A 14,098-nucleotide genomic window follows, 5' to 3' on the forward strand; every position below is an offset into this window, starting at 1 on the left:
TGACAGAGACCCCCGAAAATAAGAGAATGGAAGCATGACTACTTCTATTGACCCCACGACCACCTCTGCCTGGTCGGCTCTGTCCGCTCACCACAAGGCTCTCACCCCGAACCTGCGCGAATGGTTTGCCGCTGACCCGGAACGCGCGCAGAAGTTCAGCTTCACCGCCGACGAACTGCACGTCGACCTGTCCAAGAACCTGATTACCTCCGAAACCGTTGAGCTGCTGGTCAAGCTCGCTGAAGAGGTCAAGCTGGAGCAGGCTCGCGAGGCAATGTTCTCCGGCGAGCACATTAACGTCACCGAGGACCGCGCAGTACTGCACACTGCGCTGCGCCGCCCCGAGGGTTACACCCCCGCATTGACCGTTGACGGCCAGGACGTAGACGCAGACGTTCACGCCGTGCTGAAGAAGATCTACGCATTCGCTGAGCGCGTGCGCAACGGCGAGTGGACCGGCATCACCGGCAAGCGCATCGAGACCGTTGTGAACATCGGTATCGGTGGCTCCGACCTGGGCCCGGTCATGGTGTACGAGGCTCTCAAGCCCTACGCTGATGCAGGCATCACCGCACGCTTCATCTCCAACATTGACCCGACCGACGTGGCTGAGAAGGTCTCCGACCTGGACCCCGAGACCACTCTGTTCATCGTCGCATCCAAGACCTTCGGCACCCTGGAGACCCTGACCAACGCACGCGTGGCGCGCGAGTGGCTGCTCTCCTCCCTGCGTGAGGCTGGCGCGCTGGAAGGTAAGGAAGCATCCGAAGCTGTGGCTAAGCACTTCGTGGCTGTCTCCACCGCACTCGACAAGGTTGCAGCATTCGGCATCGACCCCGAGAACGCTTTCGGCTTCTGGGACTGGGTTGGCGGCCGCTACTCCGTAGACTCCGCGATCGGCACCTCCCTGGCTATTGTTTTCGGTCCGAAGGTTTTCGCTGAATTCCTCTCCGGCTTCCACGCAATGGATGAGCACTTCCGCACCGCTCCCCTGGCGCAGAACGTGCCCGTTCTGATGGCTCTGCTGAACATCTGGAACGTAAACTTCCTGGGTGCTGAGACCCACGCGGTTCTGCCCTACGACCAGTACCTGCACCGCTTCCCCGCATACCTGCAGCAGCTGACCATGGAGTCCAACGGCAAGTCCGTTCGCGCAGACGGCTCCTTCGTCAACTACGCAACCGGTGAAGTGTTCTGGGGCGAGCCCGGCACCAACGGCCAGCACGCTTTCTACCAGCTGATCCACCAGGGCACCCGCCTGATCCCCGCGGACTTCCTGGCATTCGCTAACCCGGTCCACCCGACCAAGGACGGCGAGCAGGACGTTCACGAGCTGTTCCTGGCTAACTTCTTCGCACAGTCTCAGGCTCTCGCTTTCGGTAAGACCGAGGAAGAGGTTCGCGCAGAGGGCACCGCAGAGCACGTGGTCAACGCACGTATCTTCAGCGGTAACCGCCCCTCCACCTCCATCATGGCGCCGCGCCTGACCCCGCGCGTTCTGGGCTCCCTGATTGCCCTGTACGAGCACATCACCTTCGTTCAGGGTGTTGTTTGGGGTATTGACTCCTTCGACCAGTGGGGTGTTGAGCTCGGTAAGAAGCTGGCTCTGGATCTGGTTCCCGCTATTGAGGGTGACCGCGAGGTTCTGGAGCGTCAGGATTCTTCGACCGCTTCGCTGATTGACTACTACCTGAAGAACCGCACCAAGTAGTAGTTCAGACCTACGCTCGAGGGTTTTATAGCCTGTGGGTGTAGGATGCACAAACCGCCGGATAGGCTCCCAGTTAGGGAGGCTATCCGGCGGTTTTGCTATATGGGTTCTAGTTATACGGGTTCTAGCTGGCTCAGTGCCGCTAGTCCAGCGCGGGCAGGGTGTCGGAGGCGACCTCCGCAATAATGCGCACCACGGTGGATTCGGGCAGCTGCGGGATGCCCTGCTCGTCGCGGACCACGCCACCGGCGTCACGGTGGGCGGTCAGTTCCACCCCCTCGGTTACCTCTTCACCGTCAGCACGGGTTGCGGGCACGTGCACGAACCCGGCGGGGATGCTCAAACCCAGCTCGCGGCTGATGCGCTGACCCTCGTAGAACACGTGGTTGCACACGTAGGTTCCGGCGGTGTACGAAATCTCGACCGGCTCCCCCGCCGCACGCAGACGCTCAAAGCTGGCGCGCACAGGCAGGGAGGAGAAGTACGCCTCCTGACCACCCGGAGCAATCGGCTCATCGCAGCGCTGATCGCCGTCGTTATCCTCAATGCCCGCGGAGTCCAGATTGATGGCGACCTGCTCGAGGCTCACCACATCGCGGCCGACCGCCACGCCCAGGCTGATGAGCGCGTCGGGCTGCACCTCCTGCAGGGCGGCGCGCAGTGCGGCGCTGGATCCGTCGTAGCTGACGGGCAGCTCGCGGGTGATGACGTTCAAATCCGGGCGCATCCGGGTCAGTAGACGCTGAGCACCTTCGGCGAGCGCTACGGTGGGGTTCACGGGCACGCCGGGAAACGGGCCGAAGAAGGTCAGCAGCAGGGTGCGTGCCTGGTTGGGGGTGGTTGCCATAGTGGTTCTCGTTTTCTGCGTTGGTTTTATTCAGCAGTGTTAGTTTTATTCAGCAGCGTTCTTTTCGGCGGCGCGACGTTCCAGGTCCTTGGCGAGCGCCTCCAGAAGCTCCTCGGGGGTGGTGGCAATGATGAGCTCGTCCAGGTAGCGCTCGTTCAGCAGGCCGGTGGACGCCATGTAGTGCATCGCGTCGATGAGCTTGTCCCAGTAGCCGTTGACGTTCAGCAGGGCAACCGGCTTGGAGTGAATGTCGAGGAACTGCCAGCTGAAGACTTCAAAGAACTCTTCGAGGGTGCCGGGGCCGCCGGGCATGGCGACGAACGCGTCAGCCTTCTCAATCATGGCGATTTTGCGCTGGTGCATGGTGTCCACAATGTCGAGGGTGGTCTGGCCGGGGTACACGCCCTCCAGGCCGACCAGCTTGTGGGTGACCACGCCGTAGACCACGCCGCCGGCGTCCAGGGTTGCGCCCGCGACGGTGCCCATGAGGCCGGTGCGGCCGCCTCCGTACACCACGCCAATATTGTTCTGGGCGCAGAGAGTGCCGAGTTCGCGGGCGCGCTCGGTGAAGAGCGGGTCGTTGCCGGAACGTGCGCCGCAGTAGACGGCGAGGTTGTAGTCAGTCTTCTTCATGGTTCTCCTTGAGGGGTGGGCGAGGGTACCGTACGCGTCGCTGCGTGGCGGCTTCGCCTCGCGGTGTTCTGTGTTGAGGGTACCGGATGTACCTGTGTACCTCATGTGTGCCGCCCGCCGGTTCAGGGCACATGTTGGGTGCGGCGGTTACGGTAGCGGGGTGCGTGCCAGCAGCGGGAAGATCTGCTCGGTATTCAGCGGTGCCTGCGCGGCGCTATCGGAGGGGCTGCTCATGGCGGGGTTGACCCAGCGTAGCTCAGCAATTTCAGCCTGCGGCACCAGCGTAGCCAGCTGCTCGTGTTGCTCGTCGGTGGGTGCGTATTCGTAGGTTTCGGCGCGTACCGTAAAGCCTGCCTCGTTCAGCGCGGCGGCCTCCAGGAGTCCGAGGTGGTGCATCCGGTCGGGGTCGGGGGTGAGCCCGATTTCTTCGCTCACTTCGCGGCAGGCGGTCTGTAGCGGGGTCTCCCCCGGTTCGGGTTTGCCGCCGGGCATCATGAACCCGTCGCTACCCTGCTTGCGCACGGTGAGTACGAGCCCGTCCCGGTTGCGGATTGCCACGGCGCACACGTTCACGACGCGGTGCGCGCTGTCGATGGCGGTGTGCTCAGTAACGGGCTGGACGGTGTGGGCTACTTCTACTCGGTTCTGCGGGTTCTTCTGCGTGGGCATCTTTCTACCCTAGCATTTCCGCATCCTCCATCCGGCGCTGTACGTGTTTGTCTTATTCATCCGCCCTATTGTGCGCCCTGCGGGCAGTGGTTTTACGTAATATTTCGGCGAGTTATCTTATGTCCGGTTCATGCGTTTAGGTGCGTGTTACGGTGTAATTAACCGCGATGTCGCGGTACCGTATACGCACTCGACTTGGCGCGATACAGGAAGAGTGCGAATCGCTCAATCACTCATGTAGAAGGAACTTCGTGATGGCTAACTCTTCTCCTGCCCGCCGCTACGGTAGCGCCGGTGCTTCTGTTCTTCTTGCCGCCTCCTTGAGCCTGGGCGCTCTGCCTTCTGTTGCGGCAGCAAATACCCCGAATCCGGATAACCCGCCGGTTATTACGGTCTACAACTACAAGGTTGAGACCAACACCCGCGAGTTGAAAACCGCTCTGCGTCTGAACAAGATTACGTTCAAGGCATCGAAACTGCCCGCGAAGACTACCGCTTTCGCCCCGGCTTTGCACGAGGCAAACCATAGGGGTTTCCCGTTTCTGAACCCGATTCAGACGGTGCGCGTTGACGGCCCGTTCAAGGATGGCACGGCGACTGCGACCCATTACGTTCCCGGTAGCCTGATTGACCCGGCGAAGAACTACAGCTTCGTCGCTAATATCATCGTTGATGGTTACGGGGGCGGACAGGTTCTGCGCATGAACGTTGTGAAGGATAGCGCCGCACCGGTTCTGCACGTGGATTCCCCGCGCCTGAACACCAAGGGTGAGACCGTGTTGAAGGTGCGCGGTACCGGCTACACGGGTGAGGCGACCCCGCACGGTGTGAGTGTGGTGGTGTCTGATACGAATGTGTGGGTTCCCGGTCGTTTTCCCCAGCAGGGTATGCGTTTCGTGGCTCAGGTGACCGTACCTGCTTCGCAGATTCACAACGGTGTCTTTGAGACGGAGGTGAAGGTTCCGGCGGATGTTGCGGCGACGCTGAATACCTCCCACAAGTACATTGCGGGCACCATGGCAGCTGGCGTTGAGGGTGCCGAGTACGGTTCGTTTGATGCCCAGAAGCCTCTTGAGCTTTTCGCGCAGGAGCCCGTGGTGTCGGCGGTTCCGACTTATGCCCCGACGGTGGCTCCCCTGCCCGAGGCAACCGTGGGAGTGAACCCCACTGACGCACCGACCGTGGCACCGTTGCCGGAGGCAACCGTAGGCGTTAACCCGACCGATGCACCCACCGTGGCACCCCTGCCCGAGGCAACCGTAGGCGTTAACCCGACTGACGCACCCACCGTGGCACCCCTGCCGGAAGCAACCGTAGGAGTTAACCCCACTGACGCACCGACGGTGGCACCCCTGCCCGAGGCAACCGTAGGCGTTAACCCGACCTATGCGCCCACCGTGGCTCCGCTTCCCGAAGCAACCGTAGGTGTGAACCCCACTGATGCCCCGACGGTTCCCGCACTACCGGAAGCAACCGTGGGAGTGAACCCGACCGATGCACCGACGGTTCCCGCGCTGCCGGAAGCAACCGTAGGCGTGAACCCCACCGACGCACCGACCGTAGCACCGCTACCGGAGGCAACCGTTGGTGTGAATCCGACCGATGCGCCCACCGTCCCGGCACTGCCGGAAGCAACCGTAGGCGTTAACCCCACCGATGCACCGACCGTCCCGGCGTTGCCGGAAGCTCCGATGCCTGCCGACAAGGCACCCGCGGCAGATCAGGCACCGGCTGCCGATAAGACCCCCAACACGGACAAGCTGGAGGACGCAACCGTGGCACATCCCAAGAGCAAGCCAGCTCAGGAGGCTCCGGTAACCGCCGCCCGCTCGGCACAGGACACCCTGGCAAAGGACAGCCTCGCTAAGGAGAGCAGCCCCAAGAAGGCTACCCTGGCGAACACCGGCGCATCCGGCGTTGGCGTGATCGTTGTTCTTGGTGTTGCCGCTATCTGCGCGGGTCTGAGCGTTCTGCGCTCGCGCCGCCGCTCCTAAAAGCTGCAGGGCGCACAGCCTAGCCCACCCGCCCGGGATAAACCGCGGATAGCAAAGAACCGCCGGTTCCCCCATTCAAAGGGAACCGGCGGCTCTTCACGTATCAGCTAATTCAGCCAGCAGAGTCTATCAGCCGACGCAAGCGTTCGCGTTACTTCGAAGCCTTAACCTCGATGCCGCTCACGTCAATCTGCTCCAGCGGGATAATGCGGTCGCGAGTGACCACACGGTGCACCAGCCAAACCGCAATAATCACGGGCAGACCAATGTAGGAGCTCAGAACGCCAAACCAGTCGCCGCTGAGGAACGCCTCGTAGTTCTGACCGCCAATGACGACCAGGCACATGAGGAAGGCGATAATCGGGCCTGCGGGGAAGAACGGCGCCACGTAGGGCAGGTCCTTCAGGCTGTTACCCTGCTTCAGGTATGCGCGGCGGAAACGGTAGTGAGCCACGGCGATACCCACCCAGGTGATGAAGCCAGCCAGACCGGACACGTTCACCAGCCACAGGTACGCACCATCCGGGGAGAGCAGCGCGGCAATGAAGCCGACCGCACCGATAGCGGCGGTTGCCAGCAGCGCATTCATGGGCACACCACCGGAGTTGATGCGGGTGAACATCTTCGGCGCCTTACCCTCCTGCGCGAGCGCGAAGAGCATACGAGCCGAAACGTACAGGCCCGAGTTACCCGCAGAGAGCACTGCGGAGAGAATCACGGCGTTCATGATGGCTGCCGCGAAGGCGATACCCGCACGCTCGAAGATGAGGGTGAACGGGGAGATGTTGATGTTGCCGTCCGCTGCGGTGAGCAGGTTCGGGTCGGAGTAGGGAATCAGGAAGCCGATAACGACCATCGCACCAATGTAGAAGAGCATGATGCGCCAGAACACGCTGGTCAGTGCGCGGGGCACATCGCGGCGGGGGTTCTCGGACTCGCCCGCAGCCACACCAATCATTTCGGTGCCCTGGAAGGAGAAGCCAGCCACCATGAAGATGGCGAGCACGGCGGGTGCGCCGCCAACGAAGGGGGCGTCGCCGATGGTCCAGTTGGAGAAGCCCGGGGAGCTACCACCCAGGATGCCGAAAATCATGGCGATACCAGCAATGAGGAAGACGACCACGGTCACAACCTTGATGGTGGCGAGCCAGAACTCACTCTCACCGTAGGAGCGTGCCGAGAGGGCGTTGATGCCGGTCAGCAGCACAAGGAATCCTGCCGCCCACACCCAGGATGGGACGTCCGGGAACCAGTACCTCATCACCTCACCGACGGCGACGAGCTCGGCGGCGACGGTAATCGCCCAGTTGAACCAGTAGTTCCAGCCCATGGCGAAGCCGAAGGACGGGGACACGTAGCGTGCCGCGTAGGTCTGGAAGGCGCCGGGGACGGGCAGGTGCGCAGCCATCTCGCCGAGGGACTGCATGAGGAACAGCACCATGATGCCGATGAGGGCGTATGCGAGGATTGCGCCGCCGGGGCCTGCGGTGGAGATGGTCTTACCGGATGCGACGAAGAGGCCGGTGCCGATTGCGCCGCCGATTGCGATCATCTGCATGTGGCGGGCGGAGAGGCCTCGCTTCAGTTCACCCTCTGCGGGGGTGGCTTCCGATGCAGCGCCGGAAGTCTCTGTAGGCTGTGCCATGTCAGGTCTTCTTTCTGAGGCTATTGCTTCGTGCGTTTGCGAGCGGTCTAGTCTGTGGTGTCCAGTCTAGTCCTGCTGCGGGTGGTGCCGCCGAAGGTTTGTGCCTGGGTCAAGAAATTCTTCAATCTTTAGAAATTCTTACGTACCGTAAGTTTTCCTAATCTGAGGGTCAATCCTACTCGCTTTTCAGGCTCATTTCCACCCAAAACCACGAAAACACAGAAAAACCCTCCCGCGCCGCTTCATCACAAGCGGTACGGGAGGGTTCCATATCAGGCTAATTTGCCCGGCCTATTCAGCTCTCAGGGTTTTTAGCCCACCCAGCGTATTTAGTTCGCAAGGTTGTGGAAGGAAACCTTCGTGGGGTGCTCCACGGTACGGGAGACGGTGCAATCCTTCTGCTCGCTGAGCTGAATCAGACGGTCAACCATCTTCTGTGCCTTGGCGCCCTGCTCATCGGCGGGGAAGCGCACATCGAAGTCCACCTCAACGTCGTCGAGGCGAACCGCGCCGTCCTCGTTGAGTCGCAGAGCCGAGGCGAGCACCTCGAACACCTCGGGGGTGGAGCGGCGGGAGGTGCCCGCGTCCACGTCCACGGAGGAGCAACCCGCAATTGCGGCGAGCAGCAGCTCGACGGGGGTCAGCAGGCCCTCACCCACGCCGAAGTCGAGGGTTGCGCCGTTGGCACCGTAGGCACGGTAGCGCAGGCGGTCGATGCGCTCGATCTTGGTCTGGCGGTAGTTTTCGAGTTCGCGGCGTTCCTGCTGGCGCTCGTACACCTTCTTCTGCTCTTCGGTGTTCTGCTCGGCGTTGTTCTGCTCAGCCATTGAGGTTCCTTTCGGGGTGCCCTTTCGGGTGGTTCTTTGTTTAGTGTCATTCACTATAAGCGTGTTTCTCATATTTTATTCCCGGACTCTTTTTCTCGTCGGTCAACCGGCCGCTCCTATACACTTGAAAGCCGCGGCGGGCGTTATATTTACCCGCGCACAGGCAGACAGGCTTTTCACAGAACGTAACGCACACAAGGAACCCACTGATGGCACAGACCCCGAACGCTAAGCATGCGAGCGCGCAGAATGATCTCCGCTTGGCTATTGCGGATTCTTCCGTGGTGATGCTCGGTATCGCTGTGCTGGGTTTGGGTTTGGGTATTATCCTCAACGCGCACGGTCTGCCCATCTGGACTGCACCGCTGCTCTCTGCCCTGGTTTTTGCCGGTTCGGTGGAGTTCCTGATGGTGGGTATGGTCAGCGCTGGCACGCCCCTGGCGTCGATTGCATTGACGGTGTTCCTGGTGAATGCGCGTCATCTGGTGTACGGTCTTTCCTACCCGCTACATAGCGTGAAGGGTTTTTGGGCTAAGGCTCTGGCGATTCACACTCTGTGTGATGAGGCATTCGCACTTAATTCCGGTCCCGACCGTAATGAGCGTTCGGGGGCGCGCATTCTGTGGGTGAACGTGCTGATTTACGTCTCGTGGATTCTGAGCGTAGTCCTCGGGTATGTGCTGGGCGCGAGTTTCCTCAGCAGCTTGAAGGGCGTGGATTTCGTGATGGTGGCTATCTTCACGGTTCTTGCCATGGACGGCTACCGCGCCAACCCGGATCGCGTGACGGCGCTCTTTGTCGCGGTTTCCGCTGCGGTGGCGCTAATTTTTGCGCCGTCATCGTTCCTGGTGGTGGCGTTGGGTTCGTATGTGGTTCTGCTATTGGCGCGCTTCCCGGTGGCGAAGCGCCGCGGCACGCTACCGCATCGTACTGTGCATGAGGGAGAGGCTAAGGCTGAAAGCACGGCGGAGACCCCAGGCACTGCCGCAGAGAGCTCAGGCACCACCGCTTCCGCTGATGCGCCCGCTTCCACACAGCGATAAGAACGTTACATACGTATTCAAAACCGGTTAGGATAGATGAGTAGAGCTTCGCTCTCCCCTCTTTCTAGGATTTACACGATGCTTCCCGCGCGAACCTGCGCGGAGGCACCCAGAGGTTGAGGTACCCATGACTCAGATGAAAGACACCGCTAAGGAAACTAGCGACGCAGAACGCTGTGCCGCCCCGGAGTAACACCGCACCGGGAGCGGCATCACCCGAGGTCACACGTAAGAACTAGTTACGCGCACAACTACCCGCGCCAAGCACTAGTCTCACGCAGGAGGAACGACCCTCCGCCTCCATGTTTCGCGGCTTTCATCAACTCACGTACCTACCGCACCACTTAGTGCCCAGTCCCTCTTCGGCTGGACTCTCCCCTACCCTTTTCGCGGGCGCTTTCACGGCTTGCCCGCACAGCCTTCGGGGTTTTTATGTGGTGCAGAAAGAGAAACCTCATGAACGGTGAAGTAACCACCGGATATATTCTCGCTGCGGTGTTCGTTGCTGCAGGTATTACTTTTACGCTGCGTCTGCTGCCTTTCGGTTTGAAGAAGGCGCTCGCTGGCTCCGAACTGCTCGATGCACTCAGCCACTGGATCCCGCTTGGCGCGGTCGCGCTACTTGCCATCTATGCGGTGGCGAAGATTGATTACTCCTCATTCGCTACGGCGGCACCGTACCTGGCGGGGCTGGTGGTGACCGTGGGTGTGCACCTGTGGCGTAAGAATATGGTGCTGAGCATGGTGGCGGGTACCGTCACCTGTGTTGTGCTGGCTAACTGGGTTTTCTAGGGGGTCACGATGAGCTTCTCTAAGAATTCTGTTTCTTCCCCCGAGGTTTCTTCTCAGCCCGCGCCGCAGCAGGCGAGCCAGCCCGCGCCCCATCTGGCTTCTCCCGAGCAGGTGGATCAGGTCATCGCGTCCGCACTTCCGCTGACCGGCATGATTCCCGTGGTGGAGGCACCCGCCTCCCTCGATACGCCGGGCTCTCAGCAACCGCGCGAGAGCGGTTTTGCGGAGGCGATGCGCGTCGCCGGCGTAATTATGCTGGGCCTGTTCTTTGTCGGCATTGGTCTGGGCGTGCTGGTGCACAGTTACGGTCTGCCGTTCTGGGTGGCTCCCCTGTTGCCAACTTTGGTTTTTGCCGGTTCGGTGGAGTTCGTGCTGATCGACATGATTTCTACGCATGCGTCGCTGTTCTCTATTGCCGTGATGACTCTGCTCATTAATTCGCGCCACCTCATGTACGGCCTGTCGTACCCGATTGAGCGTGTGCGCGGTGGTTTGGCGAAGTTCTACACCGTGTACACCCTCATTGATGAGGCGTACGCACTGAACACCGGGCCTGACCGCCATAAGCTGCGTGCCTCCCGCATTCTGTGGATTCACGCGGGTCTGCACCTGAGCGTCCTGGCGAGCGCAACACTCGGCTACGTGCTGGGTGCGAGTTTCTTGAGTGAGCTCAAGGGCGTGGATTTTGTGATGACCTCACTGTTTGCGGTGCTCGCTATTGATGCGTATCGCAGTTCTCAGGACCGCACGACTGCCGCTATTGCGGGTGTGTCTGCGGTGGTTGGTTTGGTGTTGGCGCCGCAGTCAATGCTGCTCATTTCGATGGTGGTGTACATTCTGCTGTTGGTGTCGCGTTTTGTGGTGGCTAAGCGCCGCGGCACTCTGCCGGAGCATATGCTGGTTGCCGATGAGGAAACCTCCGAAACATCTGCCGCCTCCACGCACTAACCCCGAACATAGTAAAGCGCCCCGCCCACCCGAGTTACCGGGTGGGCGGGGCGTTATGCTGTCGCCAGCCGCATGTGTGGGTGAACCCTAGATCATGCGCTGTAGACGTTCAGTATCTGCTGTGCTGTATACCGCCGGGGGTAGACCCAGCGGAAGTACTGTTCAGGAGCAGGCATTGCGCCAGGCTCCCGTGTCAAGCTTACTTGATAGCTGCCAGTGCTGCTTCGTAGTTGGGCTCGTTGGTGGTTTCGGGAACCAGCTCGGTGTAGACAACCTCACCGGCGGGGTTCACGACAACCACGGAGCGTGCCAGCAGACCAGCCAGGGGGCCGTCCACGAGCTTCACGCCGAAGTCCTCACCGAAGGAGGAGCGGAAAGCGGAGGAGGTCTGAACGTTCTCAATGCCCTCAGCTGCGCAGAAGCGGCCGATTGCGAAGGGCAGGTCGTTGGAAACGCACAGCACGACAGTGTTGTCCAGGTTTGCTGCATCCTTGTTGAAGGTGCGGACGCTAGTTGCGCAAACGCCGGTGTCGATGGAGGGGAAGATGTTCAGCACCAGATTCTTGCCTGCGAAGTCTGCGGAGGAAATCTCGGAGAGATCAGCCGCGAGAACCGAGAATTCGGGCAGCTTTGCGCCGACTGCGGGCAGGTCGCCGTTGGTGTGGATTACGAGTTCATTCTGTAGAGTTACTTCAGCCATGCCTTCATTGTCCCCCGGATGGGGCGGGTGTGCAAGGAGACACAGGCGTTAGCGGGTGGAGTTTCCGCATAGCTGATTTTCTGCTGTGCTGCTTCACCCCGGTGGCACCTCTACAATGGGCTGGTGAGCATTTTGAGGCACGTATCTTCCCGCCTGGCGCCGCTGGCGCATCCCGTGACGAATTTCAGGGCCCTCCGCCGGGACCTGCGCCGTCAGCGGGTGGAGGGTTGTGCCCTCATTGACCCGCAGAATACGTACCGTCCGAGTGTGCGCGCTGAGTTGCGCCGCATGTTTACCCGCCCGTTCCCGGTGGAGACGCAGACCCTCCTGTGTAATGCCCTGTTGGCGGCAATCTGCTGGTATCTGCTGCCGGAAGCCTGGCGTTCCTGGCTGTTTAGCGAGTTTAAGGGCCCGGCTGGTTTCGCGTTGGTGATGGTCGGCTGGATGGTTGCGGACGTGACCTCCACGAACCTGATGGGTCACGATGAGGAGCATGCCCTGCGTGCTTTGCGTAGTAGCGACCCGCACGCCCTGCACCTGTTTGTGCGTACGAAGGCTATTGCGATTGGCATCATCACGGGTGTTTCTGGCACGGCGGTTGCGCTGATTCTGCACAGTCAGGATGAACATCTGACCCCCACGCTCATGATGTCCCTGTCGTTCTTTGTGGTGCCGGCTATTGTGGTGTCCCTGGGCTCGATTCTGGGTGTGATTTATCCGTACCGTTTGCGCGGCTGGCAGTTCCGCTGGGCGCACCGCAAGAACCTGCGGATGAGCGTCCGCTGGGTTCTGCTGTGCTTTGGGCCGGGCTGGGTGCTGGGCACGGTGCTGATGTCGCTGATGTTCCCGTCGATTTTCCTGTCGGATGCAATCATCCGTCTCTTCGATCCTGGGGTGCATCCGCGCGATAACGCGTTCCGACCGCTGCTGTTTTCGCTGATTTTGTGGGCTCAGGGTGCTATCAGTCTGTGGGTTTTTCCGCGGATTACGGCGCGTATTGCGACGGCGAGGCGCGGCTGGCTGGTGCATTATCTGACGGACGATAAGGTCTGCTAGCCGGTTTTTGGTGCTGGGTGTTTGGGCCGGGCAGCTGCTCGCGCATGTCACGGTAACGAACGGCGCTGACCGCGCGCACCACGTGCCCGCCTCTTTTTCCCTATACTGGACGAGTTCACTATTCACTTCTTGACCAGCACCGATGCGCGCTGCCGCGCATCTTCAGGAGTATCCATGTCTTCTAATCGCCACCGTTTCACCGGCCGTACCGCTTTGGCTCTACCCGCATTGGGCGCCGCTCTAGCTCTTGTTGTCACTTCCTGCTCGGCAAGCACTGATTCTGCTGTTTCGGGTACCGTGGTGTCTTCTTCTGGCAGCGCTTCTGCCTCCGCGAGCGCGACCTCCACTCAGGCACTGTTCCCGACCCCGTCGGCGAGCCCGAGCGCATCCGCGAGCGCTACCCCGAGTGCTTCGTCGCCTGCTCCGGTGCCGTCGGTGGTGACGATTACGGTTCATGCTGAGCCGACGGCATCCGAGTCGAAGTCGGATTCCAAGTCTGAAGCTAAGTCTGAGTCGAAGAAGGACTCCACCTGCGCGTCTGATTCTGCATCGACCGTGGTGTCTAAGGCTCTGCGCGAGCTGAAGAATAAGAGCAAGTGGAATCAGTGGACGAACGTTTCAGAAGACTACGAGGGTTATGATCCCTGTGCTGAGCTGTCCTGGATTGACGCTATTCCGGGAAGCTCTCATAAGGAATGTTGCATCTCCTCGATGGTGCATCACATTCTGCTGTTCCACCGCGGCAAGTTCATTGGTACCGCAACCTATGAGCCGTACTCGTTCTCCCCGGTGATTACCCGCACCTCGGACAGCTCGATTCGTGTGACCTACCGTTACATGAAGGAAGACGAAGCTCCCGCTAGCGCGAGTGGTAGCACGACTGCTGAGTTCACTTGGAACCCAGCAAAGAACCAAGTCGATATGGAAGGTACCCCGCCTCCGAGCTATAACTCTTAGGCTACGTACTTGGGGCGCACAAACTGGGCGTACGAGAAACCCGCCGTCTCGCATATGGTGCATATGTGAGACGGCGGGTTTTCGTTGCTTAAGGATATGTAGAGTGCCCGAGGGCTAGCTATTTAGGCAACGAACTTCTTGTAACCGAAGTATGCGGCGCCTGCCAGGATAGCGATGCACAGGATCTTCTTCACGGTATAACTCCTTTGATTGTTCCGGTAGGCACCCGGTGTTTTACTCCGTCTGGCGACTCACCTAAAGGTGAGGGCAGGCGGG

13 protein-coding genes are annotated in these 14,098 nt (G+C 60.5%); 7 read left to right on the top strand and 6 right to left on the bottom strand.

Annotation, left to right across the window (positions count from 1 at the left end; all coding sequences use genetic code 11):
- The first annotated feature begins 34 nt into the window (after positions 1 to 34).
- Positions 35 to 1,711 (top strand): glucose-6-phosphate isomerase, encoded by a 1,677-nt coding sequence (gene pgi, locus RWL87_RS00660; RefSeq protein WP_313968569.1) that lies wholly within the window; start codon positions 35 to 37, stop codon positions 1,709 to 1,711.
- A 142-nt stretch (positions 1,712 to 1,853) separates the two neighbouring features.
- Here pgi and RWL87_RS00665 read toward each other — a convergent pair whose 3' ends face one another.
- The 3 genes from RWL87_RS00665 to RWL87_RS00675 form a co-directional block, all read right to left on the bottom strand.
- Positions 1,854 to 2,558 carry a pyroglutamyl-peptidase I gene (locus RWL87_RS00665; protein ID WP_313968570.1) on the bottom strand — a complete coding sequence of 235 codons (705 nt, stop codon included), beginning with the start codon at positions 2,556 to 2,558 and terminating at the stop codon, positions 1,854 to 1,856.
- 45 nt (positions 2,559 to 2,603) lie between these two features.
- On the bottom strand, positions 2,604 to 3,191 hold the full coding sequence (locus tag RWL87_RS00670; RefSeq protein WP_070690927.1) for a TIGR00730 family Rossman fold protein: 588 nt from the start codon (positions 3,189 to 3,191) through the stop codon (positions 2,604 to 2,606).
- A gap of 147 nt (positions 3,192 to 3,338) precedes the next feature.
- Positions 3,339 to 3,860, bottom strand: coding sequence for an NUDIX domain-containing protein (locus RWL87_RS00675; RefSeq protein ID WP_313968571.1), 522 nt, complete (start codon positions 3,858 to 3,860; stop codon positions 3,339 to 3,341).
- Between the two features lie 254 nt (positions 3,861 to 4,114).
- Here RWL87_RS00675 and RWL87_RS00680 point away from each other — a divergent pair, with 254 nt between their 5' ends.
- Complete coding sequence (locus RWL87_RS00680) at positions 4,115 to 5,854, top strand: LPXTG cell wall anchor domain-containing protein (protein ID WP_313968572.1); 1,740 nt, start codon at positions 4,115 to 4,117, stop codon at positions 5,852 to 5,854.
- A gap of 151 nt (positions 5,855 to 6,005) precedes the next feature.
- On the opposite strand, the gene RWL87_RS00685 is transcribed toward RWL87_RS00680, so the two are convergent.
- Positions 6,006 to 7,499 carry an amino acid permease gene (locus RWL87_RS00685; RefSeq protein ID WP_313968573.1) on the bottom strand — a complete coding sequence of 498 codons (1,494 nt, stop codon included), beginning with the start codon at positions 7,497 to 7,499 and terminating at the stop codon, positions 6,006 to 6,008.
- 329 nt (positions 7,500 to 7,828) lie between these two features.
- Positions 7,829 to 8,326, bottom strand: a complete 498-nt coding sequence (locus RWL87_RS00690; RefSeq protein WP_313968574.1) for an OsmC family protein — start codon at positions 8,324 to 8,326, stop codon at positions 7,829 to 7,831.
- A 209-nt stretch (positions 8,327 to 8,535) separates the two neighbouring features.
- Between RWL87_RS00690 and RWL87_RS00695 the strand changes: the two genes are divergently transcribed.
- From RWL87_RS00695 to RWL87_RS00705, 3 genes are all read left to right on the top strand, one after another.
- The gene (locus RWL87_RS00695; protein WP_313968575.1) at positions 8,536 to 9,369 is read left to right on the top strand and encodes an AzlC family ABC transporter permease; all 834 of its coding nucleotides are present in this window, start codon (positions 8,536 to 8,538) and stop codon (positions 9,367 to 9,369) included.
- Positions 9,370 to 9,825: 456 nt separating this feature from the next.
- The gene (locus tag RWL87_RS00700; RefSeq protein ID WP_294628450.1) at positions 9,826 to 10,161 is read left to right on the top strand and encodes a branched-chain amino acid transporter permease; all 336 of its coding nucleotides are present in this window, start codon (positions 9,826 to 9,828) and stop codon (positions 10,159 to 10,161) included.
- A gap of 9 nt (positions 10,162 to 10,170) precedes the next feature.
- A complete protein-coding gene (locus tag RWL87_RS00705) occupies positions 10,171 to 11,109 on the top strand; it encodes an AzlC family ABC transporter permease (protein WP_313968576.1) in 939 nt (312 codons plus the stop codon).
- Between the two features lie 199 nt (positions 11,110 to 11,308).
- On the opposite strand, the gene tpx is transcribed toward RWL87_RS00705, so the two are convergent.
- Positions 11,309 to 11,809: a thiol peroxidase gene (gene tpx / locus RWL87_RS00710; RefSeq protein ID WP_303981461.1), complete on the bottom strand. Its 501-nt coding sequence runs from the start codon at positions 11,807 to 11,809 to the stop codon at positions 11,309 to 11,311.
- Positions 11,810 to 11,941: 132 nt separating this feature from the next.
- Here tpx and RWL87_RS00715 point away from each other — a divergent pair, with 132 nt between their 5' ends.
- Entirely contained in the window at positions 11,942 to 12,865 is a 924-nt protein-coding gene (locus RWL87_RS00715; RefSeq protein ID WP_313968577.1) for a hypothetical protein, read from the top strand.
- Between the two features lie 174 nt (positions 12,866 to 13,039).
- A complete protein-coding gene (locus RWL87_RS00720) occupies positions 13,040 to 13,822 on the top strand; it encodes an LppP/LprE family lipoprotein (RefSeq protein WP_313968578.1) in 783 nt (260 codons plus the stop codon).
- The last annotated feature ends 276 nt before the right edge of the window (positions 13,823 to 14,098 follow it).

Origin of the sequence: uncultured Rothia sp. (genome assembly GCF_963555405.1) — a bacterium.
Classification (GTDB): domain Bacteria; phylum Actinomycetota; class Actinomycetes; order Actinomycetales; family Micrococcaceae; genus Rothia.